Source organism: Saccharothrix sp. S26 (genome assembly GCF_021390395.1).
In the GTDB taxonomy this organism is placed as follows: domain Bacteria; phylum Actinomycetota; class Actinomycetes; order Mycobacteriales; family Pseudonocardiaceae; genus Actinosynnema.
Genome location: NZ_JAJUWT010000011.1, coordinates 113290 through 140252, shown reverse-complemented (window position 1 = coordinate 140252; position 26963 = coordinate 113290). Strand labels below are relative to the sequence as shown.

The following is a 26963-nucleotide window of genomic DNA, read 5'->3' as shown; positions in this document are numbered from 1 at the left end:
AGGGCGGCCGCCGGTCAGCCCACCGGCAGCCGCTTCTGCCAGGCGATCGGCCCGACCTTGATCCGGGTGCTCGCCGAGCCGTTCCACTCGACCGGCAACCCGCCCGCGCTCAGCGCCGCGACCACCTCGCGCCCCACGGCCTCGTCGGCCGCCTCACCGAAGGAGCCGTACGCGAGCCACACCTGCCCGTCGACCACGGCCCGCTCGGTGTCCTGCTGGTGGAAGAACACGTACCCGCGTGCCCCCTCGCGCGCTTCGTCACCGATCTCCGCGTGCCCGCACGTCTGGCAGCACGTGAAGTCGGCCCGAGCCGTGATCCCACCCCGGTCGAGCGCGTGGAAGGCGGCGAAGAGCCGGTCGACGTCCGTGCGCTCCGGCCACCCGTCCTGCTCGGCGGCACGCTCCCGCCACACCCGCCCCACCACCACCCGCGCGACCGCCTCCGTGACCGGGCGCTCCTCGTCGGCGAAGTGATCAACCACCCGCTCGACCGCGTCCTCCACCCCGCTGAACCCCGCGTGCACCACGCTGCGCGCGTACTCCTCGACCTCCGCCACCACGTCGGCGGGGAGGTCGGTCACGTCGTCTGCTCGTTCAACCACGGGCGCATCCTGCCCCAGGGGTCCGACACCTCCGGCTCGACGTCGTGCAAACCGGTTCGCGGCGGGTACTACCCTTCCCTGTGTGATTGACCTCAAGGCACTGCGCGAGAACCCGGAAGCCGTCCGCGCGTCGCAACGCGCGCGTGGCGAGGACGAGACCGTGGTCGACGCGCTGCTGTCCGCCGACGAGCGCCGCCGGGCCGCCATCGCCCGCGCCGACGCGCTGCGCGGCGAGCAGAAGACGTTCGGCAAGCAGGTCGGCCGCGCCAAGGGCGAGGAGCGCGACGCGCTGCTGGCCAAGGGCAAGGAGCTGGCCGCCGAGGTCAAGGCCGCCGAGGCCGAGCAGTCCGCCGCCGAGGCCGAGCTGGCCGAACTGCACCGCGCCGTGCCGAACCTCGTGCACCCCGACGCGCCCGAGGGCGGTGAGGACGACTACGTCGTGCTCAAGCACGTCGGTGAGAAGCCCGAGTTCGACTTCGAGCCGGTCGACCACCTCGACCTGGGCCTGCGGCTCGGCGCGATCGACATGGAACGCGGCGCGAAGGTGTCCGGCTCGCGCTTCTACTTCCTCACCGGCGTGGGCGCGCAGCTCGAGCTGGCGCTGCTGAACATGGCCGTCGCCCAGGCCACCGCCGCCGGGTTCAAGCTCATGATCACGCCGACCCTGGTGCGCCCCGAGATCATGGCCGGCACCGGGTTCCTCGGTGCGCACGCCGGCGAGGTCTACCGGCTGGAGGCCGACGACCTGTACCTGGTCGGCACGTCGGAAGTCCCGCTGGCGGGTTACCACGCCGACGAGATCCTGGACGGGCCGAAGCGGTACGCGGGCTGGTCGTCGTGCTACCGCCGTGAGGCCGGCTCGTACGGCAAGGACACGCGCGGCATCATCCGCGTGCACCAGTTCAACAAGGTCGAGATGTTCTCCTACGTCAAGCCGGAGGACGCCGAGGCCGAACACGCCAAGCTGCTGGCGTGGGAAGAGGAGATGCTGGCCAAGATCGAGGTCCCCTACCGGGTCATCGACACGGCCGCCGGCGACCTCGGCACGTCAGCCGCCCGCAAGTTCGACTGCGAAGCCTGGATCCCGACGCAGAACGCCTACCGAGAGCTGACCTCGACCTCCAACTGCACCACCTTCCAAGCCCGCCGCCTGAACGTCCGGTACCGCGACGAGAACGGCAAGCCCCAGATCGCGGCCACCCTCAACGGCACCTTGGCAACCACCCGCTGGATCGTCGCCATCCTCGAGAACCACCAGCAGGCCGACGGTTCGGTCGTCGTCCCGCAAGCCCTGCGCCCCTTCCTCGGCCTCGACGTCCTCAAGCCGATCGCTTAACCAATCCAACCACCCACAACGGACCCGGAGCCCCACCGCAGAGGCCCGATTTGACATGGGTTCGGGTGCTTTGGCCTGCCTGGAGTGCTCGTAAGGGCCCCATGTCAAATCGGGTCGGGCTTGAGCAGTGGCTTGGGGTGGAAGTGAAAGCCTCAAAAGCTAAAAAGCGAAAAGCGTCCTCGCCGGACGGGCAGATCAGCAGGATGACCCCGACTACTGCGGAGCCATTAGTGAAAGCCGCGGGCAAAGCTGCACGCGCGCCCTCCTTGACACGTGCGGTAGGGCGGAGCCAGGTCGGCGGGATGACACGAAGCCCTCCTTTGGGAAAAGCGGGCCAGTGGCAGTGGGGGTGGGTTGGCAGTGGGGGTGGGTTTCAGGTCCAGCTTTGTTCGGTTTTGGTGGCTACGTGTTCGGCGATTTCCAGGGCGGAGGTGGCGGCGGGGGAGGGGGCGTTGAGGACGTGGACCTGGCGGGGGGCCGTGTCGATCAGGAAGTCGTCGACCAGGGAGCCGTCGGGGAGCATGGCTTGGGCGCGGACGCCTGCTTGGGCGCGGACCAGGTCGTCCTCGCGGATGGCCGGGACGAGGCGGGACAGGCTGGTGGCGAAGCGCTTGCGGGAGAGGGAGCGGAGGACTTCCGCGGCGCCCGTGCGGGCGAAGCGGCGGGCCAGGTGCCAGGTGCCGGGGAAGCGGGCCACGTCGGCGAGGTCGGTGGGGGAGATGTCGCGCCAGCGGTAGCCCTCGCGGCGCAGGGCGAGGACGGCGTTCGGGCCCGCGTGGACGCTGCCGTCCAGCATCCGGGTCAGGTGGACGCCCAGGAACGGCAGCGCCGGGTCCGGGACGGGGTAGATGAGGCCGCGGACCAGGTGGCGGCGGTCGTGGCGCAGTTCGTAGTACTCGCCGCGGAACGGGACGATCGTGGCGGACGGGGTGATGCCCGCCAGGCGGGCCACGCGGTCGCTGTGCAGGCCGGCGCAGTTGACCAGGGCGTCCGCGCGGATGACGCCGCGGGTGGTGGCCACCTCGACGCCGCCGCCGGACAGGGCGCGGCGGATGGCCAGGGCGGGGGTGTGCAGGCGCAGGTCGTGGCCGTTCAGCTCGCGGACGAGGGCGGCGCAGACGGCCGGGAAGTCGATGACGCCGGTGCTCTCGACGCGGAGCGCGGCCACGGCGGCCACCTCCGGCTCGTGCTCGCGGGCCTCGTCGACGCCGATGCGGCGGGCCGGGACGCCGTTGGCCTCGGCACGGGCGGCCAGCGCGTCGAGGCGCGGGACCTCGTCGGGGGAGGTGGCGACCACGAGCTTGCCGCACACGTCGACCGGGACGCCGTGCTCACGGGCGTAGGCGACGATCGAGGCGTTGCCCGCGACGGACATGCGGGCCTTCAGCGAGCCCGGCTTGTAGTACAGGCCCGCGTGGACGACGTTGCTGTTGTGGCCGGTCTGGTGGGCGGCCCACCTCGGCTCCTTCTCCAGCACCACCACGTCGTGACCGCGCCTGGCCAACGCCCGCGCGGTCGCCAGGCCCACGATCCCGCCACCGATCACCACGACTCTTCGCACAGCGGGGAACGCTAGCCGCCGACCAACTCGGGCAGGACGTCGGCCGCGACGCGTTCCAGCACGGCCTCGCTGCCCGCGTAGACGCCGCTCTCCCGGGGCCAGTGCACGACCAGGTCGGTGAAGCCCAGCTCACGCGCCCGGCCCGCGACCTCGCGGAAGCGCTCCACGCTGGTCAGCGAGTACACCGGGCACGAGTCGGCGTTGAGGTGGAAGTCGACGGTCCCCTTGGCCCGGTCGATCCCGGCCAGCACCTCGCGGAACCGCTCGGCCATCGCGGCCACGCCCGCCCACCACGTCTCGTCGTCGTCGGTGTCGGGGCCGGTGGTGACCCAGCCCGTGCCGTACCTCGCCGCGACCCCCATGGCCTTCGGCCCGTTCGCCGCGACCACGAACGGCAGCCGGGGCCGCTGCACGCACCCCGGCGCGCTGCGGGCGTCACGGATCTCGTAGTGCTCGCCGCTGAACGTGGTCCGCTCCTGCGTGAGCAGCAGGTCGAGCGCGGCCACGAACTCCTCGAACCGGCCCTGCCTGCTGCCCGGCGGCGGGCCGCCCATCACCTGCGTGTCGTATCCCACACCGCCCGCGCCGACGCCGAGCGTGAAGCGGCCGTCGGAGAGGTCGTCGAGGGCCAGCAGCTCGCGCGCGAACGGCACCGGGTGGCGGAAGTTCGGCGAGGCGACGAACGTGCCGAGCCTGATCGTGCTGGTCGCCGAAGCCGCCGCGGCCAGCGTCGGGACGGCCCCGAACCACGGCCCGTCGACCAGCGAGCGCCAGCCCATGTGGTCATAGGTCCAGGCGTGGTGGAAGCCGTACTCCTCGGCCGCCTTCCACCTGTGTTCGGCCATCCACCAGCGGTGTTCGGGCAGGATCACAATCCCTGTGCGCACCCGGCGACGGTATCCGAGAGGCACCATGTGAGGGTGCAGAGACCTTCCCTTGTGGCATCCGACGTCGACGGCACCCTGCTCACGCCCCTCGGGCGGGTCAGCCCGCGCACCGCGGGCATGGTCGGCCGCGTGCTGGCGGCCGACGTCCCGTTCGTGCTGGCCACCGGCCGCCCGCCCCGCTGGGTGCCCGACGTGGCGGCCGCGGCGGGCCTGTCCGGCTACGCCGTGTGCTCCAACGGCGCGGTGATCTACGACATCGGCGCGGACCGCGTCGTGTCGGCCGAGCTGCTCACCCCCGAGCAGTTGACGACCCTGGCCACCGTGCTGGACGAGGCGCTGCCCGGCTGCGCGATGGCCTCCGAACGCGTCGGCGAGTCCGTCCGCGGCTCCAGCGAGTCCGAGTTCATCTCCGACGAGCACTACCTGCACCCGTGGGACGAGGGCGCGCAGCCGCTGCCGGGGCACCAGCGGGCCCAGCTGCTCGGCAAGCCGGCGGTCAAACTGCTGGTCAGGCACCCGAACATGACGTCGGACGAGATGGCGAGGGCCGCCGGGCCGCTGGTCGGCGACTCGGTGGCGATGACCTGGTCGACCAACGAGGGGCTGCTGGAGTTCGCCGCGCCCGGTGTGACCAAGGCGTCCGGCCTGGCCGCCGTCGCCGACCTGCTCGGCGTGCCCGCGAGCGGCGTGCTGGCGTTCGGGGACATGCCCAACGACGTGCCGATGCTCACCTGGGCGGGTCACGGCGTGGCGATGGCCAACGCCCACCAGGACGCCCTGGACGCGGCGGACGAGGTGACCGCGGCCAACTCCGAGGACGGGGTCGCGCTGGTGCTCGAGCGGTGGTTCTAGGCTGCCCGTGACGACTCCCCGACCCATTCTGGAGAAACACCCGTGCGCGCACTCGTGACCGGCGGTGCCGGCTTCATCGGTTCGACCCTGGTCGACAGGCTCCTGAGGGACGGGCACGAGGTGCACGTCGTCGACGACCTGAGCCGCGGCAAGCGGACCGCGCCCGCCGACCCGGCCCACGCCGACCGCTACTCGTTCTCGCGGGTGGACATCACCTCGCCGGAGCTGACCGACGTGGTGACCTCGTTCGGGCCGGAGGTCGTGTACCACCTGGCCGCGCAGATCGACGTGCGCGTGTCCGTGGCCGACCCGCTGCTCGACGCCACCAAGAACGTGCTGGGCACGGTGAACCTGGCCGAGGCCGCCCGCCGCGCGGGCGTGCGCAAGGTGCTGTTCGCCTCCTCCGGCGGCTCGATCTACGGCACGCCGGAGGTGCTGCCGGTGGCGGAGACCACGCCGATCAACCCGAAGTCGCCCTACGCGGCGTCGAAGGTGTCCGGCGAGGTGTACCTGAACACCTACCGCCAGCTGTACGGCCTGGAGTGCACGCACCTGGCGCTGGCCAACGTGTACGGGCCGCGGCAGGACCCGCACGGTGAGGCGGGCGTGGTGGCCATCTTCGCGTCCGCGCTGCTCGCGGGCCGCCCGACGAAGGTGTTCGGCGACGGTGGCAACACCCGCGACTACGTGTTCGTGGAGGACGTCGTGTCTGCGTTCGTCGCCGCCTCGGGCGAGGCGGGCGGCGGCCGGCGCTACAACATCGGCACCGCGCACCAGGTGTCCGACCGCGAGCTGCACACCCTGGTGGCGCAGGCGGCCGGCGTGGCCGACGACCCCGAGTTCGCCCCGGCCCGGCTGGGCGACCTGCGGGCGTCGGCGATCGACCCGTCGCTCGCGCGGGCCGAGCTGGGCTGGAAGCCCGAGGTCGACATCGCCACCGGCGTGCGGCTGACCGTGGACTACTTCCGCTCGCTGGAAGGCTGACCGGACGACGAACGGGCCGGTCACCCCGCGGGGAGTTGGCCGGCCCGTTCGACGTCGGTGCTGGTCAGGAGGTGTGCGCGGGATCTTCGGTGCGCTGGACGGCCTCGACGTGCTCGATGGCCTCGGCGTCGGCGCGCGCGGGAGCCTCCGCGTTGCGCAGCGCGATGGCGCGGGCCAGGCGCGCGTAGCGCAGCTCCAGCTCCTTGAACCGCAGGTAGGTGTTGATGGTCTGGAAGCCGAACGCCACGACCAGGGCGTAGAGCAGCAGGTCGGTGCCCCGGCCGACGCCGACGAGCTCGGCGAGCTTCGACACCTCGACCGGCCTGATGACGGCGACCACCGCCAGCACCAGGAACAGCAGGAAGCCGATCTTGACGCCGGCCGCCGTCTTGGTCGTGCCGTGGTTCTTGAGGAAGAACACCAGCAGCACGACGACCGCGGCGATGAGCAGGAACTGGATCAGCATGTCAGCGCCTGGACCCCGTCTTGAGAGCCGAGTCGAACAGGATGTTCACGCCGTTGATGAGCGACTGCCCCTTGGACATCGAGTACTCCGTGTAGAGGATCTCGACCTGCTCCTCGGTGACGCGCCACCCGCGCTGCGAGATCATGTCGACGATCTGCGACGCGTGGCCCATGCCGTTCAGCGTGATGCGGAGCTCGTCCGCCACCTTCTTGTTGAACACCCGCAGCCCGTTGTGCGCGTCCGAGAGCTTCAGCTTGCGCAGCTTGGGGCTGACCGCCACCACGGTCTTGAGCACCACGCGCTTGATCAGCGGGATGTGCGAGTCGTCGCCCTTGAACCGGGTGCCGACGATGATGTCGAACGGCTCGGAGCGCAGCCGCTCCAGCATCCGCACCACGTCCGCGACCTGGTGCTGGCCGTCGGCGTCGAACGTCACGAAGTACTCGGCCCCCGGCTGCTCGCGGGCGTACTCGACGCCCGTCTGGATCGCCGCGCCCTGGCCGAGGTTGACCGGGTGCTGCACCAGGTGAGCGCCCGTGCCGCGGATCGCGTCCGCTGAGCCGTCCCGGCTACCGTCGTCGACGCACACGATGTTCGGGAACGTCTGCAGCGCGTTGCGCACCACGTCCGCGATCACCTGTGCTTCGTTGTAGACGGGCACGACCAGCCATACGTCAGACTGGTCCGCCACGGCGGCCTCCCTGGCGAGTGAGTCGGATGGGGTTTCGCAGAACAGGCTAGCGCGCGGTCCCCGTCCGGCCGTCGCCGACCAGCATTGAGGCGAACTCGGCGATGGTGCGGTCCCACGAGAAGCGCTCGCGGGTGATCTCGCCCAGCTTGGCCGCCCGCGCCTCGCGGTCCGGGTCGGTCACGGCCGCCTCCAGGGCGGCGGCGAGCGCGCCGGGGTCGCGGGCGGGCACCAGCCAGCCGGTGACGCCGTGGTCCAGGATCTCGGCGGTGCCGCCGACGTCGGTGGCCACGACCGTGCAGCCGAGGGCGGCCGCCTCCAGCACGGTCGTCGGCAGGCCCTCGGTCCAGCTCGGGTTGACGAACAGGGTGGCCGAGGACATCTCGCGCAGCGCCGTGTCGTGGTCGACCTCGCCCAGGAACACCACGTGGTCGGTCAGGCCCAGGCGCGCCACCTGGTCGCGCAGGTCGGCCGCGGCCGGTCCGTCGCCGCACAGCCGCAGCTTCAGCGGCACGCCGCGCCGGTGCAGGGTGGCGGTGGCGATGAGCAGGTCGGCCACGCCCTTGCCGTTGATGAGCCTGCCCACGTAGCAGGCCACGGGCCCGTCGGCGTCGTCCGGCCGGGAGACCACGCCCTCGGGCACCTCGATGCCCCGGTAGAGCACCTTGGCGTCGCGCTTGGCCAGGTCGCGGACGAACCGCGCGGCCGACTGCGACACGGCCACCACGCCGTCGGCCCAGCGCAGCACGGGCTGGCTGGTGAGCAGGTCGACGGTGGCGGCGACGAACCGGACGAACCAGCCGCCGCTCTGCACCGGGCTCGACCCGTGCTCGACGTGCAGCCTGCGCAGCCCCGCCCGCTTGGCGAACAGCGACGCCCACAGGTGCGGCCAGTAGAAGCGGGTGTGGGTCATCAGGACGGTGTCCGGCCCGCACAGCTCGCGCAGCTTCCTGGTGAAACCGGGGTTGGGCACGGGGTAGTGCGAGATCACCTCCCGGCCCGACCAGCGCACGACCGTCCACCGGTCGCCCAGCCGCTCCACGCCCGCCGGCGCGCCCACCGCCGAGGTGAACACGGTGATCCGCAGGTCGGGGTCGGCTTCCAGCATCCGGCGGTGCAGTTCGTGCGCGTACGCCTCCACACCGCCCTTGTGGGGCGGGTAGTAGACCGGCATGTCGACCAGGTGCACGGCCACGAATCTAGGCCCTTTCCCGATGTCCGAGCAGGCCGCCCCAGGCCAGCGCGGCCGCGGTCAGCCACGCCAGCGCCATGCCCAGCGCGACGCCCGCGACGCCCAGCAGGAGGCCGAGGCCGGCCACCAGCGCGATCTCGGTGACGAACTGGACGGTGCGCACCCGCGGCCCCAGCCAGGCGCGGCCGCTCGCCTTGGCCGCCACCAGCGCCGTCTGGGCCGTGGCCAGCAGGAACGCGTACACCAGGAGCAACAGCACGACCGGCCGCAGGCCCTCCCACGGCGTGCCGAGCGCGGCGGTGAGCGGGTCGGCGGGCGCGATCAGGGCCAGGGCCGCGAAGACCAGGCTGACCACCGCGGCGAGCCCGGAGACGAGCATCGGGGCGCGCACGACCTCGCGCGCGGACCGGCCCGCCAGGTGGGCGAGCAACGCGTTGCTGATGCCGATGAACAGCACGGTGAGCGCGGTCACCGGGACCAGCGCCTTGCGCAGCAGGCCGAGCCCGTCCAGGCCGACCACCCACGCGGTCACGCCGAACGTGGCCCAGGTGCCCGCGGTGAGGTAGACGGCGTCGATGAGGAACCCGGGCAGCAGCGACCGCCGGTCGCGCAGCCAGCCGCGCACCGCGCCGAGGGCGAACGGCCCGCCGGTCAGCCACGCGCAGGCCGCCGCAACGGGCACCGCGCTCAACGCCCACAGCAAGTAAGTGGACGATGCGTCCAGTTCACCGACGAGCACGGCCACGCCCACCGCGCCCAGGAACAGCGCCAGCCACGAGCCGTCCAGCGCGAGCGCCCGCAACGGCCGTTGCCGCGCGTAGGAGACGTACCGGCCGTGGTCGAGCACCGCCGTGAACGGCGAGGCCAGCGCCTGGATCAGCAGCAACGTCCGGGCCGGGCCGTCCATCAGCAGGCCGACGAGCAGGCACACCACCCCGATCGCGACGCCGAGCAGCAACGACGTCGCCGCCGCGCCGCGCACACCGCGCGCGTCGCCGTCGGAGACCGCCTTCGACACCAGCAGCGGCTCCGCCGCGAGCGCCCGGCCCAGGTACCACTGACCGATCTGCACGATCGCGACCAGCGAGAACACGCCGTACTCGGCGTCGGTCGACACCGGCGCGGCGATCAACTGCACGGCGAAGGTGATCGCGCTGAACACGAGTTGGTCGATGGTGACGGCCGACTGGCGCACCGCCGTGGCGGCCAAGGCGCGCAGACCGTCGAGCCGTGATCTGTTCGCCGCCGTCACGGGTGTCCTCTTCTTGCGGGTGCCAGATTCTCCGGGGTGCCGAAGCGGGCCTTACTGTACGGCGTTGGCCGATCCCACCCCGCAGCAGGAGAACCCCATGCCATCGCCGGTCTCCGTGGTGATCCCGTGCGCGCCCCGGGCGGACTTCCTCGCCGAGACGCTGCGCTCGGTCGCCGAGCAGACCCACCAGGACTGGGAGGTCGTGCTCGTCCTCGACGGCGAGTGCGAGCGGAACCGGGCCGCCGCGCGCACCCTGCCCGACGACCGGGTCCAGGTGCACCTCACGCCCGAGCCGCGCAGCGGGCCCGCCGTCGGCCGCAACATCGGGCTGGACGCCGCCAAGCACGACCTGGTGGCGTTCCTCGACGCCGACGACCTGTGCATGCCGCAGCGCCTGGCCCACCAGGTCGCCGTGCTCGAACAGCGGCCCGGCCTGGGCCTGGTCGGCGCGTGGGCCCGGCAGATCGACCCGTCCGGGCAGGTCGTGGGCGAGATGCACTCGGCCATCGGGCCCGAGGTCGCGCGCACCATGCTGCTCTACAACTGCCTCATCACCTCCACGATCGTGGTCCGCAAGGAGCTGGCGGCGCAGGTCGGCGGCTTCGACCCGCGGCTGGTGCGGCTGGAGGACTACGACCTGTGGCTGCGGGTGATGGCGCGCGCGGACGGCGACGTGCTGCCCGAGGAGCTGGTCGGCTACCGCGTGCACCCCGGCCAGTACAGCCGCGGCGCGCTCATGGGGCCGCACACGAAGCTGCTGCGCCGGTCGAAGCAGGAGCTGGCCAAGCGCATCGGCGTCAGCGGGCTCGGCGTGGCCGCCCGGCACGCCGCCTGGCTGGGCGTGCAAGTGGCCCACCGCCGCTGGTGAGGCCCGCGCGAGTAGTCTGCGGTCGCAGCGGGACGGGGACCCGCTCCTACGCCAAGTGATCGGGTTGCTGACGCGATGAGTGCCGCACTGCTCGTGCTGTTGCTGCTGTGGGTGCCTGGCCTGGTGTTCGGCGCGGCCATCCGGTTGCGCGGGTGGACGCTGGCCGCCGCGGCGCCCGCGCTCACCTACGGCCTGGTCGCGATCGGCGGCCTGCTGCTGGGCGAGCTCGGCTTCTCCTGGACCCTGGTCACGTTCGGCGCGTGGACGCTGGTGGCGTCGGCCGTGCTGTTCGCCGTGACCGCGCTGATCCAGCGCCGGTGGCCCGCGCGGGTGGACGACGACGAGCCGCGCGTGTCGCGCCGGGGCCACCTGGTGGTCGGCGCGGGCGTGGCGATCGGCCTCGCGGTGGGCGCGGTCACGTTCCTGCGCGGCATCAGCAGCCTCAACCGGCTGGCCCAGGACTGGGACGCCCCCCACCACGGCAACCTGGTGCGCTGGCTCGCCGAGCACCACACGTCCCTGGTGTCGACCGCGGGCGCGATCGGCAACCAGCCCGAGAACGCGAACTACTTCTACCCGGCCACCTACCACCAGTTGCTGGCGCTGCTGCTCGACCAGTTCGGCATCACGCTGCCGCAACTGCTCAACTCCGGCGCGCTGAGCACCGTGCTGGTGTGGCCGGTCGGCATCGCCGCGATGGGCCTGGCCTGGAAGCTGCCCGCCCGGATGGTCGCGCCGGCCGCCGCCGTGTCGACGTGGTTCTCGCCGTTCCCCTACGACTCGCTGTGGCGCGGCCCGCTGTGGCCCTACGTCGCGGGCATCGCCCTGCTGCCCGCCGTGCTCGCCCTGGTCACCTACCTGATCCGGCCGCGCGGCATCACCGGGCCGGTCGCCGTCGCGGTGTCCACGGCGGCGCTGGTCGGCCTGCAGCCCAGCCTGGCGTTCATCCTCGCCGGCCTGCTCGGCGTCATCTTCGTGGCCTGCGTGTTCCGGCTCGTGCCGATCGACTGGAAGCGCGCGTGGCCGACCCTGGTCACGATGGGCGTGCTGGCCGTGCTGGTCGCCGTGCCGCTGATCCTGCCGTCGATGGGCTCGGCCGACGGCGTGGCCGCCATGGTGTGGCCGTCGGAGGCCACGCCCGCCGGCGCGTTCGGGCAGATGCTCACGTTCTCCGGCGTGGTCGACTTCCCGCAGTGGTGGATCGGCCTGCCCGCGCTGTTCGGCGTGGTGATCATGGCCCGGCGGCGGCTCATGACGTGGATGGTCGGCGTGTGGCTCGCGTTCGGCGCGCTCTACGCGGTGACCGTGTCGCTGGAGGGCGCGATCATCCAGCGGCTCACCGGCTACTTCTACAACGACCACTGGCGGCTCGCGGTGATGCTGCCGCTGCCGGGCGCCATCGGGTTCGGCGTGGCCGTGGTCGCGTTCGGCACGTGGGTGGTCGACCGGTACCGGGACAAGGTGCCCGCCCTCGGCCGCACGCCGTGGGCCCCGGTCGCCATCAGCGTGGTGTTCTTCCTGCTCATCGGCTTGATCAGCGGCGCGTACATCGGCCGCAACAGCGCCCGGCTGGCCGGCAACTACCAGAACGGGCCGACGGTCAGCGACGGTGAGCTGGAGGCCTACCGGTGGCTGGCCGACCACGTCCGGCCCGGCGAGCGGGTGATGAACGACGTGTTCGACGGCAGCGGCTGGCTGTACGCGATGGCCAAGGTCGAGCCGGTCGAGTGGACGTTCTACGGCACCCCCGTGGGCACGCCGAGCAACTACCTGACCAAGAACCTCAACAAGCTCGACAGCGACCCCGAGGTGCGCGAGGACCTGACCGAGCTGAAGGTCCGCTACGTGATCGTCGGCCGGGGGTACGTGCGCAAGGACAACCGGATCGCGCCCGGCTTCGTCGGCCTCGACCGCACGGCGGGATTCACCGAGGTGTTCCGCAACTCCGATTCGGTGATTTACGAAATCGAAGGTCAGGAGAGCGTGGTCGAACCGGCCGCCGCGGGGGCCGGTCGATGAGCGTATCGACCCGTCCGGGTGTCGCTTTCACCCCATGGGGTGTGGGCGGTGGCGTCGGGTCACTGCCGTACCCTCGACTGCTGTGAGCTTCGCTGGATTTGACCTGATCGTCGTCGGTTCCGGGTTCTTCGGCCTGACGGTGGCCGAACGCACCGCGTCCCAGCTCGACAAGCGCGTGCTCGTGCTGGAGCGCCGCGCGCACATCGGTGGCAACGCCTATTCCGAGCCCGAGCCCGAGACGGGTATCGAGGTGCACCGGTACGGCGCGCACCTGTTCCACACCTCCAACAAGCGGGTGTGGGACTACGTCAACCAGTTCACCGAGTTCACCGGTTACCAGCACCGCGTGTTCGCGATGCACGCCGGCCAGGCCTACCAGTTCCCGATGGGCCTGGGCCTGATCTCGCAGTTCCTCGGCCGCTACCTGAGCCCGGAGGAGGCCCGCGCCTGGGTCGCCGAGCAGGCCGCCGAGTTCGACTCCAAGGACGCGAAGAACCTGGAGGAAAAGGCGATCTCGCTCATCGGCCGCCCGCTGTACGAGGCGTTCGTGCGCGACTACACCGCCAAGCAGTGGCAGACCGACCCGAAGGAGCTGCCCGCGGCGGTCATCAGCCGCCTGCCGGTGCGCTACACCTTCGACAACCGCTACTTCAACGACACCTACGAGGGCCTGCCCGTCGACGGGTACACCGCGTGGCTGGAGCGGATGGCCGACCACCCGAACATCGAGGTGCGGCTCAACACCGACTTCTTCGACGTCCGCGACGAGATCCCGGCCGGCACCCCCGTGGTCTACACCGGGCCGCTGGACCGCTACTTCGACTACAGCGAGGGCTGGCTGGGCTGGCGCACGCTGGACTTCGAGCAGGAGGTCCTGCCGGTGGGCGACTTCCAGGGCACGCCGGTGATGAACTACAACGACGCGGAGTTCCCGTTCACCCGCATCCACGAGTTCCGGCACTTCCACCCCGAGCGCGAGTACCCGTCGGACAAGACCGTCATCGTGCGGGAGTTCTCCCGGTCGGCGGAGAAGGACGACGAGCCGTACTACCCGATCAACACCGCCGAGGACCGCGCCAAGCTGGAGCGCTACCGCGAACTCGCGCGCGCCGAGGCGGCCGAGCGTAACGTCATCTTCGGTGGCCGACTGGGCACCTACAAGTACCTGGACATGCACATGGCGATCGGTTCCGCGCTGAGCGTGTTCGACAACAAGATCGCCCCGCACCTGGCCTCCGGTCGGGCGCTGGACGGTTCGCTGGAGGACTGATTCGGTTATGTCGGGCAACTCCACCCTCGTCGAGCACGAGGCTCCGGAGAAACTGCTGGCGCAGCGCGGCCTGTTCGCGGGCCCGTCGCAGATCGTCTCGGAGGACCTCTACGCCGAGATCTCGCAGGGCATCGCCGACCGCGAGCGGCACCGCCTGGTCGTGCACCCGCACGCCGCGGTGTCGATGAACACCTACTTCGGCCGCTTCCCCGCCACCTACTGGCAGCGGTGGTGCGTGAGCGCGGAGGTGGAGCTGAGCCTGACCCTCACCGGTTCGGGCACCGTCTCGATCGTCGCCTCCGACGCGGAGGGCGAGTCGCGGACCATCGTCGCCGAGCAGGTCTCGGGGGCGAAGGGCCAGGTCGTCAGCATGACGGCCAAGATCGACAAGTTCACCGACGGCGGCGCGCTGTGGTTCGACGTCGTCACCGGCGAGCACGAACTGGTGGTCGAGAACCCCCGCTGGACGGTCGCGCCGCCCAAGCGGGTGCGGCCGACCGCGATCGTGATCTGCACGTTCAACCGGGTCGAGGACTGCCTCAACACCATGGCGGCCCTGGCCTCCGACGCCGAGCCGCTGAGCCTGGTCGACGCGGTGTACGTGGTGGATCAGGGCAGCGACCCGGTCGAGTCGCGGCCCCGGTTCGCCGAGGTCGCCGCCGCGCTGGGCGACAAGCTGCGCTACATCCGCCAGCCCAACCTCGGCGGCGCCGGCGGCTTCACCCGCGGCCTGTACGAGGTCATGGAGGTCGACCACGCCGAGCACGCCAACGTGCTCTTCATGGACGACGACGTGCTGTGCGAACCGGAGATCGTGGTCCGCACGACCGCGTTCGCCAACCGCACCGCGCAGCCGGTCATCGTCGGCGGCCAGATGCTGTACCTGCTGCACCCCAACCACCTGCACGTGGGCGCGGAGTACGCCAACCTCGACACGCTGGCCCCCGGCCAGGTCGTGGAGGGCGCGCTGCACGACGCCGACCTCACCGGGTACGACGAGGAGACCGGCAAGCGCAACGTGCAGGACCGCCGGGTCGACGCGGGCTACAACGGCTGGTGGTCGTGCCTGATCCCGTCGGAGATCGTCAAGGCGATCGGCTACCCGCTGCCGCTGTTCTTCCAGTGGGACGACATCGAGTACGGCTACCGCGCGCGGGCCCGCGGGTTCGCCACGGTCACGCTGCCCGGCGCGGGCGTGTGGCACGCCGACTTCCACTGGAAGGACTGGGACGACTGGCACCGGTACTTCAACCTGCGCAACGCGCTGATCACCTCGGCGCTGCACAGCCAGTTCGACCCGAAGCGGATCTGCCGCTCCATGGCGGGCCAGCTCGCCACGTACCTGGTCGCCATGCAGTACGGCCTGGCGGCGACCCAGCTCAAGGCCATCGAGGACTTCCTCAGGGGTCCCGAGGTGCTGCGTGACGGTGGTGTCGAGGCGGCGGCGGAGATCCGCAAGCTGCGCGCCGAGTTCCCCGAGACGGTCAAGCACCCGGCCTCGGAGGTGCCCGGCATCTCCTCCGGTGACCTGCCGCTGATCAGCGCGCCGCCCGCGCCGAAGCTGTTCGCGCCGGTGCTGGCCAAGCGCATGGTCAACCAGCTCCTCGGCCGCAGCGCGCACGACGTCGGCGCGGTGGCCGCGGGCGACGCCGCCTGGTGGCACGTGTCGCTGTTCAACACCGCCGTGGTCACCGACGCGTCCCAGGAGGGCGTGCGGGTCCGGCGGCGCGACCGCGAGCTCGCGATCCGGCTCGGCAAGCGGGGCACGAAGCTGCTCAAGGAGCTCTACCAGCGGGCCCCGGAGATGCAGCGCGCCTACCGCGACGCGATGGGCGAGCTCACCAGCCGCGAGAACTGGCGGCGGTTGTACGACCTCTGATCGACCCGGCGGGGCGGCCCTGAGCGGTCGCCCCGCTTCTCTTTCCCGCCTTCCCCACGCGCAACACACCGAGGGACCTTCAGTGGACGCAGTGCACCGGATCATCCTGCCCCGGGACGACGACCCGCTCGACGTGCGGCCGATGTACCTGGACGAGCCGCAGAACGTGCACTGCCAGGTGGACTCCCGTCGCGCCCTGACCGTGCCCGAGCACGCCAAGGTGTCGTTCGCGACCTACTTCAACGCGTTCCCGGCCAGCTACTGGAAGCGGTGGACGGTCGTCGACGAGGTCGTGCTGCGGATGAGCGTGCGCGGCTCCGGCCGGGTCGACGTGTACCGCTCCAAGCCCAGCGGCGACGTCGTGCACCTGGAGGGGTCGTTCGTCCGGGACGCGGCGGACTGGACGCCGCTGGAGTTCCCGGTGTCGCTGCGGCCGTTCGAGGACGGCGGGCTGATCTGGTTCGACGCGTTCACGCACGAGTCGCCGCTGGAGATCCGCGACGCCGAGTGGGCCGTGCGGTCGCCGCTGCCCGCGAAGAAGGTCGCGGTCAGCATCACCACCATGCGCCCGCACGACGCGGTGGAGGCGCTGCGGGCGCTGGGCAGCGACCCGGCCGTGCTCGACGTCGTGAGCAACGTCTTCGTGGCCGACCAGGGCGCGGTGAAGGTGCGGTCGGTGCCGGGCTTCGCCGAGGCCGCGGCCGGGCTGGGCGACCGGCTGGAGGTCATCGAGCAGGACAACCTGGGCGGCTCAGGCGGGTTCACCCGGGGCATGTTCGAGGCGATCGAGCACACCGACGCCGAGCAGGTCATGCTGATGGACGACGACATCCGGCTGGAGCCGGAGGCCGTGCTGCGGTCCAACGCGTTCGCGCGGGCGGCGGCGTCGCCGGTCATCGTCGGCAGCCACATGCTGAACCTCCAGGCCAGGACCCGCATCCACAGCACGGCCGAGATCGTCGACCTGGGCACGTGCTTCTGGCGGGCCGCGCCGGGCGCGGTGACCGACCACGACTTCGCCGAGTCGTCGTTGCGCGAGACGCCCGAGCTGCACCCCCGCGTGGACGCCACCTACAACGGCTGGTGGATGTGCCTGTTCCCGCGCGAGGTGGTGGAGCGGACCGGCTACCCGCTGCCGCTGTTCATCAAGTGGGACGACGCCGAGTACTCGTTGCGGGCGCTGGAGCACGGGTTCCCGACCGTGTCGCTGCCGGGGTCGGCGGTGTGGCACATGCCGTGGACGGACAAGAACGACTCGACCGACTGGCAGGCGTACTTCCACACCCGCAACCGGCTGGTGCTGGCCGCGCTGCACAGCCCGTACGACGTGCGGACGGGCATCGTCAAGCACGGGTTGAAGCTGTCGCTGCGGCACCTGCTGTCCATGGAGTACTCGACCGTGGCGTTGCAGCAGAAGGCGATCGAGGACTTCCTGGACGGCCCGGCGGGCCTGTTCGACTCGCTGCGCACGGCGTTGCCGATGGTGCGGGCGATGCGCGAGGAGTACAGCGACGCCCGGCGGCTGGAGTCGGCCCGCGAGTTCCCGCCGCCCACGTTCGACCTGGTGCGCGCCGAGGCGTTGTTGCAGCCGGCGAAGGGCAAGGCGACGATCGCGGTGCGCGCGGCGAAGTCCGTGCTGCACAACCTGCGCCCGCCCCAGCCGGCCGCGGGCGAGCGCCCGCAGCTCAACGTGCCCGCCCTCAACGCCCGCTGGTTCCTGCTCGGCAACCTGGACAGCGCCACCGTGTCCACGGCCGACGGCACGGGCGTCGCGTTCTACAAGCGCGACCCCGAGCAGTTCCGCACCCTGATGGCCCGAGCCGTGCGCAACTACCGCCGGCTGGGCAAGGAGTGGCCGAAGCTGCGCGCCCAGTACCGCGCCGCCCTGCCCGACCTCACGTCGGCCGAGCAGTGGCGCAAGGCATTCGAGAACCGCTGACCTTCAGGCGGCGGTTCGACCCCTCACCCTCAGGCATCCGAGCCGGTGGCAGCGTTGCACTGGTCGATCCGTCCACCACGGTCAGTGATGAGCGAGGTACTCCTCCAATGCCTCGCGGATCACCGTGGACGTGGTGGTCTGACGATCCTTCGCCAACTGCTCGACCCGTTCCTTCAGCTGAGCGGGTACGCGTGCCTTGAGTTCAGGCGACGTGCTGCCGCCTGACGACAGCGAGGGGCGGCCGACCCGGGCAAGGGCCTCCTGCGCCATCTCCTCGGCACGTGCTTCGGTGATGCGACGCCCCTTGCTGTCGAGCACGACTTCCTCGTCCAGGTCGACGTCCTCCACCTGATCAGCATCGAACTTGTACTCGCGAACCATGATGATCACCTCCGGTGCGGTGCGTGGTCGGCGTTAGCGATCTCGGTAGTGGGTGGGCATCACGTGGATGATGAGGAGCACATCATCGGCCTCGAGTTCGACTCCCACGATCTCGAGTCCCACGCCTCGGTCGTCCTCCCCTGTCCAGAAGAGCTTCGGATCTTCGTTGTCATCGACGGGGAGGGCGGTCGGAGGGTAGTTGTTGATCACATGCAGCGCGTGCGCTCGTCCGATGCGGTGCTTGCGGGCGGACTGGCTGAACCTGAGGCGCACCTCGGCTATTTTGTGCCACAAAATTTTGCTCGTCAAGGCGGGGCTCGGCCTTGACCGCGCCGGCCGCGCGCTCAGGCGAAGTGCGCGGCCACGACGTGGCTGAAGTTGACCACGAAGTCCTTGCCGTCGGCGGTCGCGATGGCTTGCGTGTGGCCGTTGCGCACGACCTGGATCAGGCGTGGGCCGAGGTCGTCGGCGGTCTCCTGGGAGACCCGGATGGAGATCGGGTTAGGGTTGGCGGCCAGGTGTAGCACCAGGGTCGTCTTACGCGCTTCAGAAGTCATGGCGCACAGCCCACCAGCCAGGCGCGTGACCAGGCAAGACGGGTTCGCCGTCAGCGATTCCGCGTCAAGCTGAACGGCGGCCGCTCACTTGCGGAAGAAGCGTTCCCGTTGGCCCAGGCGCACGAGCTTCAGCCACTCCAGGAACGCCTTCGGGTCGCGTCGCACGCCGATGAAGTACAGCCCGAACCGGAACGCCTCCAGCAGGCCCAGCTTGCGCATGCCCGGCTGGGACAGCAGGTACCCGCGGTTGCGGTAGGTGTAGTAGCGCTTGACCGCGTTCTCCGGGTCCTGCGCGTGGAACCGGCCGCCGAGCATCGGCTTGAACTCGTCCGACCCGTCCGGGTGCAGGTAGGCGACCTTCAGCGACGTGCCGAACGGCAGGCCGGTGCGCACCAGCCGCCGGTGGATCTCCACCTCGTCGCCGCGGAAGAACAGCCGGTAGTCCGGCACGCCGATGACGTCCACCGTGGACGCCTTGAACAGCGCGCCGTTGAACAGCGACGCGATGCCCGGCAGGAAGTCCGTGCCCAGCTCGGCCGCGTTCCGCTTCCACGTCAGCCCGCGCCGCAGCGGGAACGCCAGCTTGTCCGGCCGCTCGATGTTCGCCACCACCGGCGAGACCGCGGCCAGGTTGCGCCGCTGCGCCTCCTCCAGCAGCACGGCGAGCACGGTCTCGTCGGCGGGCCGGCCGTCGTCGTCGGCCAACCACAGCCAGTCGGCACCCAGTGACAACGCGTGCAACATGCCGAGCGCGAACCCGCCCGCGCCGCCGAGGTTGCGGTGCGAGGCGAGGTACGTGGTCGGGATCGGGCACTGCGCGACCAGGTCGTCCACCGGCTGGTCGGGCCCGTTGTCCACGACGACCAGGTGGTCGAGCGGCCGGGTCTGCGAGGCCAGCACCTTCAACGAGTCGGCCAGCAGCTCGCGCCGGTGCCGCGTCACCACGACACCGACCACGGAGCCCTGCGGCAGTGCGCCCACGACGGTCACCTACTCGCCACCGTTCCCGCTCAGCACCGTCGGCTGACCGATCCGCTCCAGCGTCTCCTCGCTCAGGTGCTCGTAGGGGTCGCGGCCCTTGTAGGCCGTGACCACCTCGCGCAGCGAGCCGTGCATCTTGACGTGCCCCTCGTCCATCCAGATGGCCGTGTTGCACAGCTCGACCAGGAAGTCGTCGGAGTGGGAGGCGAACACCAGCATGCCCGACCGCTTGACGAGGTCGTTGAGCCGGTCGCGCGCCTTGGCCAGGAACGCCGCGTCGACCGCGCCGATGCCCTCGTCCAGCAGCAGGATCTCGGGGTCGATCGAGGTCACCACGCCGAGCGCCAGGCGCACGCGCATGCCGGTGGAGTAGGTGCGCAGCGGCATCGACAGGTAGTCGCCCAGCTCGGTGAACTCGGCGATGTCGTCGACCCGCTTCTCCATCTCCTTGCGGCTCATGCCGAGGAACAACCCGCGGATCATGATGTTCTCGTACCCGGAGATCTCCGGGTCCATGCCGACGCCGAGGTCGAACACCGGCGCGACCTTGCCGACGATGCGCGAGCTGCCCCGCGTGGGCTCGTAGATGCCCGCGAGCAGCCGCAGCAGCGTGGACTTGCCGGCGCCGTTGTGGCCGACGAGGCCGACCCGGTCACCGTGCTTGAGCGAGATGTTGATGTCGTGCAGGGCCTCGATGATCGGGACGCGTCCCTCCGCGCCGATCTTGCCGCCGACCTTGCCCAGCGCGAGCTTCTTCAGCGACCTCGACTTGGCGTCGAAGATCGGGAAGTCGACCGAGGCGTTCCAGACGTCGATGCTGACCATGATGTGTTGCGGCCTCACTCAGACCCAGTAGGAGACGCGGGCACGGTAGTTCCGCATCGCGATCAGCGCCAGTGTCCACCCGACGACGGTCAGCCCGCCGACCACCGCCCAGTGGTGCCAGTCCTGCGTGTGGCCCAGCAGGGGCGCGCGGAAGATCTCCACGTAGTGGTAGACCGGGTTCAGCTCGGCGATCAGGATGCGCCAGTCGCCACCGCCCCCGGTGCCCCCGGTGACCTTGTTGAGCACGCCCACGTGCCACACGATCGGCGTCATGAAGAACACCAGGTTGATGAAGCTGTTGATCACCGGCGGGATGTCGCGGAAGCGGGTGCTGATGATGCCGAACAGCAGCGCCACCCACACCGCGTTCACGACCACCAGCACCAGCGCCGGGATCGCCATGAGCACGCCCCAGGACAGGCCGGGCTGCACGGTGTCGTCGCCCGCCATCTTGTACTCGCCGACCAGCGACGGGAAGTAGATCGCGACCACGACCACGTACACGACCATGTTGTGGGCCAGAAACAGCGTCTGGCGCCACACCATGCGCAGCACGTGCACCGTGATGGGCGCGGGCAGGTGCTTGATCAGGCCCTCGTTGGAGATGAAGACCTCGGTGCCCTCGGTGACCACGCCGAGGATGAAGTTCCAGATGATGAACCCGGCCGTCACGTACGGCAGGAACGTGCCCAGCTCCTGCTTGAACAGCTGCGAGTAGAGCAGGCCGAGCGCGAGCGCCGTGGTGCCCATGGAGATCGTGATCCACAGCGGTCCGATGACCGACCGGCGGTACCGCTGCTTGATGTCCTGCCACCCGAGGTGACCCCACAGCTCCCGCAGTCGCCAGGCGTCGCGCACGTCGCCGTACGCGCGCGCGAACGTGCGCGAGTTGGGTGCGAGGGGAGCGGGTGGTCGCTCGACCGTACTCGTGGGTTGCACGAGGGGTGAGACTACCGGCGACGGGGTGGCGCCCTCGTCGCCGGGCTGTCACGGTGCGGTCACCTCTGCCGCGGGGCCTCCGGCACGCCGGTCACCTTCATGATCACCTGCTCGTGGTCGTACGTGTACCCGCGGTAGTCGAACTCGATCCCCGTGCGGGCGACGTACTCCGTCCACGCCTTGTGCTCGTGGTCCTGCCAGCCGGGGTAGTTGAAGTACTCGTCGAAGACGATCACGCTGCCCGGCACCAGCCGCGGGCCCACGAGGTCCAGCACGGTCTTGGTGGACGAGTACAGGTCGCAGTCGACGTGCAGGAACGACACCGGGCCGGGGTGGGCGTCGAGGAAGCCGGGCAGCGTGTCGTCGAACCAGCCCACGACCAGCTCCGCGCCGTCGACGTCCGGCAGCCCGTCCATGCCGAACAGGCCGGCCGGGAAGCCGTTGCGCCAGTCCTCGGGCAGGCCCTCGAACGAGTCGAACCCGTACACGTCACGGCCGGCGAACGCGGTGGCGATCAGCTTGAGCGTGCCGCCGGTGTAGACGCCGAACTCCAGCGCCATGCCCTCGGCCTCGACCAGGCCCAGCGCGTGCTCCAGCGTCGCGTGGGGGTGGCCGAAGTGCGGCGCGGTCGGCAGGTGCTCGCGGATGAACGCGGCGCTCTGCCTGGCCGCCTCCTGCTCACCCGCGAACACCAGGTCGCGGCGGGCCCGGACCTCGTACTGGATCGTGGCGTCGACCGCCCGGTCGGCCTGCCTGCGCAGCTCCTCCACCTCGCGCTGCAGTCGCGCGATCCGCTCGACCTGCTCGTGGTGGTAGGGGCGCACCACGTCGTCGATGACCCGGAAGATCTTGCCGCGCACGCGCTTGCGGACCTCGTCGACGAACGGGCTGTGCCGGACTTTGTCGAGCACCTGGCGCTCCTCTCGCGGTGTGGCGGTGAACACAGTCGGGCAACGCGGCGCCCCTTGTCCAGCCCGCGACCTCACCACCGCACCGGAACGTTACAAGTACGGGAACGCTACAAGTACTGACCCGTGCCCCGGATGTGCGGACCGCCCTCGCCGTCGGCGTGCCCGGACCCGGCGGGCAGGGCGCGGCCGCGCATCTGCTCCAACTGCACGCGTGCCGCCATCTGCTGGGCGAACAGGGCCGTCTGGATGCCGTGGAACAGCCCCTCCAGCCAGCCGACCAGCTGTGCCTGGGCGATCCGCAGCTCCGCGTCGGACGGGGTGCCCTCCTCGGTGAACGGCAGGGAAAGCCGCTCCAGCTCCTCGCGCAGCTCCGGCGCCAGGCCGTCCTCCAGCTCGTCGATGGACCGCTTGTGGATCTCCTTGAGCCGGTTGCGGCTGGCCTCGTCCAACGGTGCCGCGCGCACCTCCTCCAACAGCTGCTTGATCATCGTGCCGATGCGCATGACCTTCGCCGGCTGCTCGACCAGGTCGGTCACGTCCTGGCCGCCCGCCTCCTCGCCGGACGGCAGCCGCGCCGCCCCCACCGGGGAGCCGTCCGGGCCGACCACGACCACGTGCCGCTCGTTCTCCACCTGATCACCTCGGTGTGCCTCGCTCATGCGTCCCATCCTGGCCCGATCGGGTGTCGCACGCCGAACCGGGTCACGGATCGGGTGGCAAACCCGCCGCCCCTGCTGTCGCTCCTGCCGACGTCCTCCGTACGGTGTGCGGCATGGCGTTCGACGTCGCCCGGGTCCGTGGGCTGTTCCCCGCGCTCGGCGACGGCTGGGTTCATCTGGACGCTCCTGCGGGGATGCAAGTACCCGAACAGGTGGCCACGGCCGTCTCCACCGCGCTGCGCGCACCCGTCTCCGGGCCGGGTGGCATATTCCCCGCTTCGCAACGCGCCGAGGCCATCGTCGACGCGGCCAGGCGGGCGGTGGCCGACCTCGTCGGCGCCGACCCGGCGGGCGTCGTGCTCGGCCCGAGCTCCGCGGTGCTGCTGCAACGGCTGGCCGACGCGCTGTCGGAGGGCTGGTTCCTCGGCGACGAGGTCGTGGTGTCGCGGCTGGACCACCCCGGCAACATCGCGCCGTGGCAGCGGGCCGCGCAGCGCACCGGCAGCGTGGTGCGGTGGGCCGAGGTCGACATCGAGACGTGCGAGCTGCCCGCCTGGCAGTACGACGAGCTGGTCACGCCCAAGTGCAAGCTGGTCGCGGTGACGGCCGCGTCCGGCTCCGTCGGCACCCGCCCGGACCTGCGCAAGATCGCCGAGGTCGCGCGTCGCACGGACGCGCTGGTCGTGGTGGACGCCTCCTCCGCCGCGCCGTTCGTGCCGCTCGACATCACGTCGATGGACGCCGACGTGGTGGCCGTGTCGGCGAACAACTGGGGCGGGCCGCCGGTCGGCGCCCTGGTGTTCCGCGACCCGTCGATGCTCGACCTGCTGCCGTCGGTGGCCGTCGAGCCCGGCGCGCGGGGTCCCGAACGCCTGGAACTCGGCCCCCACGCCTACCCGCTGCTGGCCGGCCTGGTGGCATCGGTCGAGTACCTGGCCGGTCTGGACGACGCCGCCGTGGGCCCGCGCCGCGAGCGCGTGCTCACCTCGTTGGGTTCGGTGAAGGCGTACCAGGCGGGACTTCTGGCTAATCTCATCAACGAACTGCGATCGCTCCGTCACGTCATGGTGATCGGCGACGCCATGCGCCGGGTGCCGGCACTGGCGTTCACGGTGGCCGGCGTGAAGGCGACCGACGGCGTCGAGCACCTCTCCGAGCGCGGCGTGTGCGCGTTCGCCGACTCGGGGCAGCACGGCGTGTTCTCGGTGCTGGGCGTGGGCGAGGTCGGCGGGGCGATCCGCGTCGGCCTGGCGCACTACACGAACGCGGCGGAAGTGGACGAGCTCGTGCGGGCGGTCGCCGAGCTGGCGTGAGACCGGGGGGCTGGGTGGACGACCTGCTGTCACGGGAGCTCGCCGACCTCGCCGCCCTGCACCGCCTCGCACCCCTGATGTCGGAGTACCTGCCCACCACCGCGCACGAGCTGCGCCCCGCCGCGCTGGCGGCCGTGATCGACGAGGTGCTGCTCGGCTCGCGGACCGTGCTGCTCGAGTGCGGGTGCGGGGCTTCGTCGGTGGTGCTGGCCCGGCTGCTGGCCCGGCGCGGGTTCGGGCACCTGCTGTCGGTCGAGCACGACGAGCGCACGGCCGCGTTCGTGGCGAGCCAACTGCGGCGGGAAGGTCTCGGGCACGTGGCGAGGGTGGTGCACGCGCCGTTGACCCCGCACCCGGCGGCTTTGGGCAACGCGCAGTGGTACCACCCGCAACTCGTGCACGACGAGGTGTCGGCGTACGTCGAGCGGTACGGGTTGGTCGACTTGCTGTTGGTCGACGGGCCGTTGCTGGGCGACGCGCGGTACCCGGCGCTGCCCGTGCTGCGCGGGGTGCTCGCGCCGGGCGCGGCGGTGCTGGTGGACGACGCGGAACGGCCCGGGGAGCAGACCGTGCTGGTGCGGTGGGCCGAGGAGTTCGCTTTGCGTTTCCGCACGACGCCTCGGACTTTTTTGGCTTCGGCGATGGCGTTGGATTGATGACGGAGTATCTGAAAGATTCGATGATTTAGAGATTAAAAGCGTCCTCGCCGGACGGGCAGATCAGCAGGATGACCCCAACTGCGTCCGGAATGCTGCGGTTGGGTGCCGGCGAACGGCGCGGGGGTCGCCGGCGGGCCCGGGGGTCCGGTCTCGTCCGGCGCGATGCCCTTCTTTTTCAGCAGGAGGGCTTCGTGTCATTGCGCCGACCTGGCGTTTTCAGCGTTTCACACCTTCAGCACGAGCTTGCCGAAAACGTCACCGCCCTCAAGTGCACGATGAGCCTCGGACGCGCGTTCGATGGGCAACACCTCGTGCACGATGGGCTTGACCTGACCCGCCGCGATCAACGGCCACAAGCGCTCCCGCACCTCGGCGACGATCCGGCCCTTGCCGTTCGGCCCGTCCACCGGTCGGAACCGCAGGCCCGTCCCGGTGACGCTGGCGCGCTTGGACAGCAGCTTGCCGATGTTCAGCTCACCCTTCACCCCGCCCTGAAGGCCGATGACGACCAGCCGCCCGTCCGGCGCGAGCACGTCGACGTTGCGGTCCAGGTAGGACGCGCCCATGTTGTCCAGCACGACGTCCGCCTGCCCGACCTCGGCCACGAAGTCCTGCTCGCGGTAGTCGACGAGCACGTCCGCGCCGAGGTCGGCGCACCGACGCAGCCGCTCGGCCGAGCCTGCGGTGACGGCGACGCGCGCACCCAGCGCCTTGGCGACCTGGATGGCGTGCGTGCCGATGCCGCCCGCGCCACCGTGAACCAGGAACGTCTCGCCGGCCCGCAGACCGGCGACCATCACCACGTTCGACCAGACCGTGCACGCGACCTCGGGCAGCGACGCGGCCGTCACCAGGTCGACGCCCTCGGGCAGCGGCAGCAGTTGGGCGGCGGGGACGACGACCCGTTCCGCGTAGCCGCCGCCGGCGAGCAGGGCGCACACCTCGTCGCCGACCTGCCAGCCCGTGACGCCGTCACCGAGCGCGGCGACCGTGCCCGAGCACTCCAGCCCGGGTGACTCCGACGTGCCCTTCGGCGGCGGGTAGTGGCCTTGGCGTTGCAGCAGGTCCGCCCGGTTCACGGCGGTCGCGGCGACGTCCAGCAGCACCTCTCCGGGGCCCGGTTCGGGATCCCGAACCTCCGTCCACGCCAGCACGTCCGGTCCGCCGGGTTCACGAATGGTGATCGCGCGCATGCGCTCGACGGTAATCCGGTCGCCGGCCGGGCGCGCGGTCGCCACCATCGACGGGCATGGACCACTGGCCGTTGCGCGAACTGGTGCTGCGCACCCCGCGCCTGGAGTTGCGCCCCGACGACGACGAGGGCTTGGCCGAGCTCGCGGACCTGGCGTTGGACGGCATCCACCCGCCCGACCGGATGCCGTTCGGCGTGGAGTGGACCGACGCGCCCCGCGAGCGGCTGGGCATCAACACGCTCCAGCACTACTGGCAGGTCCGGTCCGCGGTGTCGCCCCGGCGGTGGACGGTGAACTTCCTGGTGCGCCTGGACGGCCGCGTGGTCGGCGTGCAGTCGCTCGGCGCGGACGAGTTCCCCGTCCTCGACGAGGTCACCACCGGGTCGTGGATCGGGCTGCGCCACCAAGGCGGTGGGATCGGCACGGAAATGCGGGCCGCCGTGGTGCTCTTCGCGTTCGACCACCTCGGCGCGGTGGCGGCGCGGTCGAGCGCGTTCGTCGACAACCCGGCCTCGCACGCGGTGAGCCGCAAGCTCGGCTACCGGCCGGACGGCACGTTCCGGCAGGTCAGGAGGGGTGAGCCAGCCGAGCAGATCCGGTTGCTGGTGACGCCCGAGACGCTGCGGCGACCCGCCTGGAACCTTAAAGTGAGCGGTGTCACACCGTGCTTGCCCCTGCTCACAGGGCGAGAACCCGCCGAGTGACGGATTGCGTTCGCCCCCGTGACTTGTGAGGGTTCGGCATCCGAGT

The 26963-nt window shown here is 71.0% G+C and carries 27 protein-coding genes; 11 read left to right on the top strand and 16 right to left on the bottom strand.

From position 1 onward, the window contains the following. Positions 1–14: 14 nt before the first annotated feature. Positions 15–602, bottom strand: a complete 588-nt coding sequence (locus tag LZG04_RS19330; RefSeq protein ID WP_233818944.1) for a hypothetical protein — start codon at positions 600–602, stop codon at positions 15–17. A gap of 82 nt (positions 603–684) precedes the next feature. Here LZG04_RS19330 and serS point away from each other — a divergent pair, with 82 nt between their 5' ends. After that, positions 685–1938 carry a serine--tRNA ligase gene (serS, locus tag LZG04_RS19325; protein ID WP_233818942.1) on the top strand — a complete coding sequence of 418 codons (1254 nt, stop codon included), beginning with the start codon at positions 685–687 and terminating at the stop codon, positions 1936–1938. 373 nt (positions 1939–2311) lie between these two features. Here serS and lhgO read toward each other — a convergent pair whose 3' ends face one another. Then, positions 2312–3499, bottom strand: coding sequence for an L-2-hydroxyglutarate oxidase (gene lhgO / locus LZG04_RS19320; RefSeq protein WP_233818939.1), 1188 nt, complete (start codon positions 3497–3499; stop codon positions 2312–2314). An 11-nt stretch (positions 3500–3510) separates the two neighbouring features. Continuing rightward, the gene (locus LZG04_RS19315; RefSeq protein WP_233818937.1) at positions 3511–4386 is read right to left on the bottom strand and encodes an LLM class flavin-dependent oxidoreductase; all 876 of its coding nucleotides are present in this window, start codon (positions 4384–4386) and stop codon (positions 3511–3513) included. 33 nt (positions 4387–4419) lie between these two features. Here LZG04_RS19315 and LZG04_RS19310 point away from each other — a divergent pair, with 33 nt between their 5' ends. Together LZG04_RS19310 and LZG04_RS19305 are read left to right on the top strand one after the other, a co-directional pair. Continuing rightward, positions 4420–5238 carry an HAD family hydrolase gene (locus LZG04_RS19310; protein WP_233818935.1) on the top strand — a complete coding sequence of 273 codons (819 nt, stop codon included), beginning with the start codon at positions 4420–4422 and terminating at the stop codon, positions 5236–5238. Positions 5239–5280: 42 nt separating this feature from the next. Next, the gene (locus LZG04_RS19305) at positions 5281–6222 is read left to right on the top strand and encodes an NAD-dependent epimerase/dehydratase family protein (RefSeq protein WP_233818933.1); all 942 of its coding nucleotides are present in this window, start codon (positions 5281–5283) and stop codon (positions 6220–6222) included. Between the two features lie 64 nt (positions 6223–6286). Here the strand turns inward: LZG04_RS19305 and LZG04_RS19300 are convergent, their stop codons facing one another. From LZG04_RS19300 to LZG04_RS19285, 4 genes are read right to left on the bottom strand one after another with little or no spacing between them, the layout of a single operon-like run. Next, positions 6287–6688, bottom strand: coding sequence for a DUF2304 domain-containing protein (locus LZG04_RS19300; protein WP_233818931.1), 402 nt, complete (start codon positions 6686–6688; stop codon positions 6287–6289). A 1-nt stretch (position 6689) separates the two neighbouring features. After that, on the bottom strand, positions 6690–7379 hold the full coding sequence (locus LZG04_RS19295) for a glycosyltransferase family 2 protein (protein ID WP_233818929.1): 690 nt from the start codon (positions 7377–7379) through the stop codon (positions 6690–6692). A 46-nt stretch (positions 7380–7425) separates the two neighbouring features. Beyond that, on the bottom strand, positions 7426–8565 hold the full coding sequence (locus LZG04_RS19290) for a glycosyltransferase family 4 protein (RefSeq protein WP_233818927.1): 1140 nt from the start codon (positions 8563–8565) through the stop codon (positions 7426–7428). Positions 8566–8575: 10 nt separating this feature from the next. Then, positions 8576–9820, bottom strand: a complete 1245-nt coding sequence (locus LZG04_RS19285) for a hypothetical protein (protein ID WP_233818925.1) — start codon at positions 9818–9820, stop codon at positions 8576–8578. A gap of 97 nt (positions 9821–9917) precedes the next feature. Between LZG04_RS19285 and LZG04_RS19280 the strand changes: the two genes are divergently transcribed. From LZG04_RS19280 to LZG04_RS19260, 5 genes are all read left to right on the top strand, one after another. Next, complete coding sequence (locus tag LZG04_RS19280) at positions 9918–10688, top strand: glycosyltransferase family A protein (protein WP_233818923.1); 771 nt, start codon at positions 9918–9920, stop codon at positions 10686–10688. A gap of 75 nt (positions 10689–10763) precedes the next feature. After that, positions 10764–12707: a DUF6541 family protein gene (locus tag LZG04_RS19275; RefSeq protein ID WP_233818921.1), complete on the top strand. Its 1944-nt coding sequence runs from the start codon at positions 10764–10766 to the stop codon at positions 12705–12707. A gap of 34 nt (positions 12708–12741) precedes the next feature. Then, positions 12742–13977: a UDP-galactopyranose mutase gene (gene glf / locus LZG04_RS19270; RefSeq protein ID WP_233818919.1), complete on the top strand. Its 1236-nt coding sequence runs from the start codon at positions 12742–12744 to the stop codon at positions 13975–13977. A 7-nt stretch (positions 13978–13984) separates the two neighbouring features. After that, complete coding sequence (locus tag LZG04_RS19265; protein WP_233818917.1) at positions 13985–15856, top strand: glycosyltransferase; 1872 nt, start codon at positions 13985–13987, stop codon at positions 15854–15856. A gap of 82 nt (positions 15857–15938) precedes the next feature. Then, the gene (locus LZG04_RS19260) at positions 15939–17795 is read left to right on the top strand and encodes a glycosyltransferase (protein WP_233818915.1); all 1857 of its coding nucleotides are present in this window, start codon (positions 15939–15941) and stop codon (positions 17793–17795) included. An 81-nt stretch (positions 17796–17876) separates the two neighbouring features. Here LZG04_RS19260 and LZG04_RS19255 read toward each other — a convergent pair whose 3' ends face one another. From LZG04_RS19255 to LZG04_RS19220, 8 genes are all read right to left on the bottom strand, one after another. After that, positions 17877–18176 carry a ribbon-helix-helix protein, CopG family gene (locus LZG04_RS19255; RefSeq protein ID WP_233818913.1) on the bottom strand — a complete coding sequence of 100 codons (300 nt, stop codon included), beginning with the start codon at positions 18174–18176 and terminating at the stop codon, positions 17877–17879. Between the two features lie 33 nt (positions 18177–18209). After that, positions 18210–18449 (bottom strand): hypothetical protein, encoded by a 240-nt coding sequence (locus LZG04_RS19250; RefSeq protein WP_233818911.1) that lies wholly within the window; start codon positions 18447–18449, stop codon positions 18210–18212. Positions 18450–18520: 71 nt separating this feature from the next. Continuing rightward, a complete protein-coding gene (locus LZG04_RS19245) occupies positions 18521–18733 on the bottom strand; it encodes a hypothetical protein (RefSeq protein ID WP_233818909.1) in 213 nt (70 codons plus the stop codon). Positions 18734–18817: 84 nt separating this feature from the next. After that, on the bottom strand, positions 18818–19714 hold the full coding sequence (locus LZG04_RS19240) for a glycosyltransferase (protein ID WP_233818907.1): 897 nt from the start codon (positions 19712–19714) through the stop codon (positions 18818–18820). Between the two features lie 9 nt (positions 19715–19723). Next, positions 19724–20539, bottom strand: a complete 816-nt coding sequence (locus tag LZG04_RS19235) for an ABC transporter ATP-binding protein (protein ID WP_233819245.1) — start codon at positions 20537–20539, stop codon at positions 19724–19726. Positions 20540–20557: 18 nt separating this feature from the next. Further along, positions 20558–21478, bottom strand: a complete 921-nt coding sequence (locus LZG04_RS19230) for an ABC transporter permease (RefSeq protein WP_233818905.1) — start codon at positions 21476–21478, stop codon at positions 20558–20560. A 59-nt stretch (positions 21479–21537) separates the two neighbouring features. Beyond that, positions 21538–22389, bottom strand: coding sequence for a class I SAM-dependent methyltransferase (locus LZG04_RS19225; protein WP_233818903.1), 852 nt, complete (start codon positions 22387–22389; stop codon positions 21538–21540). 107 nt (positions 22390–22496) lie between these two features. Next, a complete protein-coding gene (locus LZG04_RS19220) occupies positions 22497–23057 on the bottom strand; it encodes a bacterial proteasome activator family protein (protein ID WP_374202834.1) in 561 nt (186 codons plus the stop codon). A gap of 104 nt (positions 23058–23161) precedes the next feature. Here LZG04_RS19220 and LZG04_RS19215 point away from each other — a divergent pair, with 104 nt between their 5' ends. Together LZG04_RS19215 and LZG04_RS19210 are read left to right on the top strand one after the other, a co-directional pair. Then, complete coding sequence (locus tag LZG04_RS19215) at positions 23162–24361, top strand: cysteine desulfurase-like protein (RefSeq protein ID WP_233818899.1); 1200 nt, start codon at positions 23162–23164, stop codon at positions 24359–24361. Then, positions 24358–25017 (top strand): class I SAM-dependent methyltransferase, encoded by a 660-nt coding sequence (locus LZG04_RS19210; protein ID WP_233818897.1) that lies wholly within the window; start codon positions 24358–24360, stop codon positions 25015–25017. The genes LZG04_RS19215 and LZG04_RS19210 overlap by 4 nt, the downstream gene beginning before the upstream one ends. Before the next feature lie 227 nt (positions 25018–25244). On the opposite strand, the gene LZG04_RS19205 is transcribed toward LZG04_RS19210, so the two are convergent. Beyond that, complete coding sequence (locus LZG04_RS19205) at positions 25245–26213, bottom strand: NAD(P)H-quinone oxidoreductase (protein ID WP_233818895.1); 969 nt, start codon at positions 26211–26213, stop codon at positions 25245–25247. Positions 26214–26269: 56 nt separating this feature from the next. Between LZG04_RS19205 and LZG04_RS19200 the strand changes: the two genes are divergently transcribed. After that, positions 26270–26917: a GNAT family N-acetyltransferase gene (locus tag LZG04_RS19200; protein WP_233818893.1), complete on the top strand. Its 648-nt coding sequence runs from the start codon at positions 26270–26272 to the stop codon at positions 26915–26917. Positions 26918–26963 lie beyond the last annotated feature (46 nt).

Coding starts and splice junctions, on each gene's coding strand:
- LZG04_RS19275 (WP_233818921.1), top strand. CDS start 10,764: ATGAGTGCCGCACTGCTCGTGCTGTTGCTGCTGTGGGTGCCTGGCCTG.
- glf (WP_233818919.1), top strand. CDS start 12,742: ATGGGGTGTGGGCGGTGGCGTCGGGTCACTGCCGTACCCTCGACTGCT.
- LZG04_RS19280 (WP_233818923.1), top strand. CDS start 9,918: ATGCCATCGCCGGTCTCCGTGGTGATCCCGTGCGCGCCCCGGGCGGAC.
- LZG04_RS19235 (WP_233819245.1), bottom strand. CDS start 20,539: ATGGTCAGCATCGACGTCTGGAACGCCTCGGTCGACTTCCCGATCTTC.
- LZG04_RS19300 (WP_233818931.1), bottom strand. CDS start 6,688: ATGCTGATCCAGTTCCTGCTCATCGCCGCGGTCGTCGTGCTGCTGGTG.
- LZG04_RS19215 (WP_233818899.1), top strand. CDS start 23,162: ATGGCGTTCGACGTCGCCCGGGTCCGTGGGCTGTTCCCCGCGCTCGGC.
- LZG04_RS19265 (WP_233818917.1), top strand. CDS start 13,985: ATGTCGGGCAACTCCACCCTCGTCGAGCACGAGGCTCCGGAGAAACTG.
- LZG04_RS19200 (WP_233818893.1), top strand. CDS start 26,270: ATGGACCACTGGCCGTTGCGCGAACTGGTGCTGCGCACCCCGCGCCTG.
- LZG04_RS19245 (WP_233818909.1), bottom strand. CDS start 18,733: ATGACTTCTGAAGCGCGTAAGACGACCCTGGTGCTACACCTGGCCGCC.
- LZG04_RS19220 (WP_374202834.1), bottom strand. CDS start 23,057: ATGGGACGCATGAGCGAGGCACACCGAGGTGATCAGGTGGAGAACGAG.
- LZG04_RS19255 (WP_233818913.1), bottom strand. CDS start 18,176: ATGGTTCGCGAGTACAAGTTCGATGCTGATCAGGTGGAGGACGTCGAC.
- LZG04_RS19205 (WP_233818895.1), bottom strand. CDS start 26,213: ATGCGCGCGATCACCATTCGTGAACCCGGCGGACCGGACGTGCTGGCG.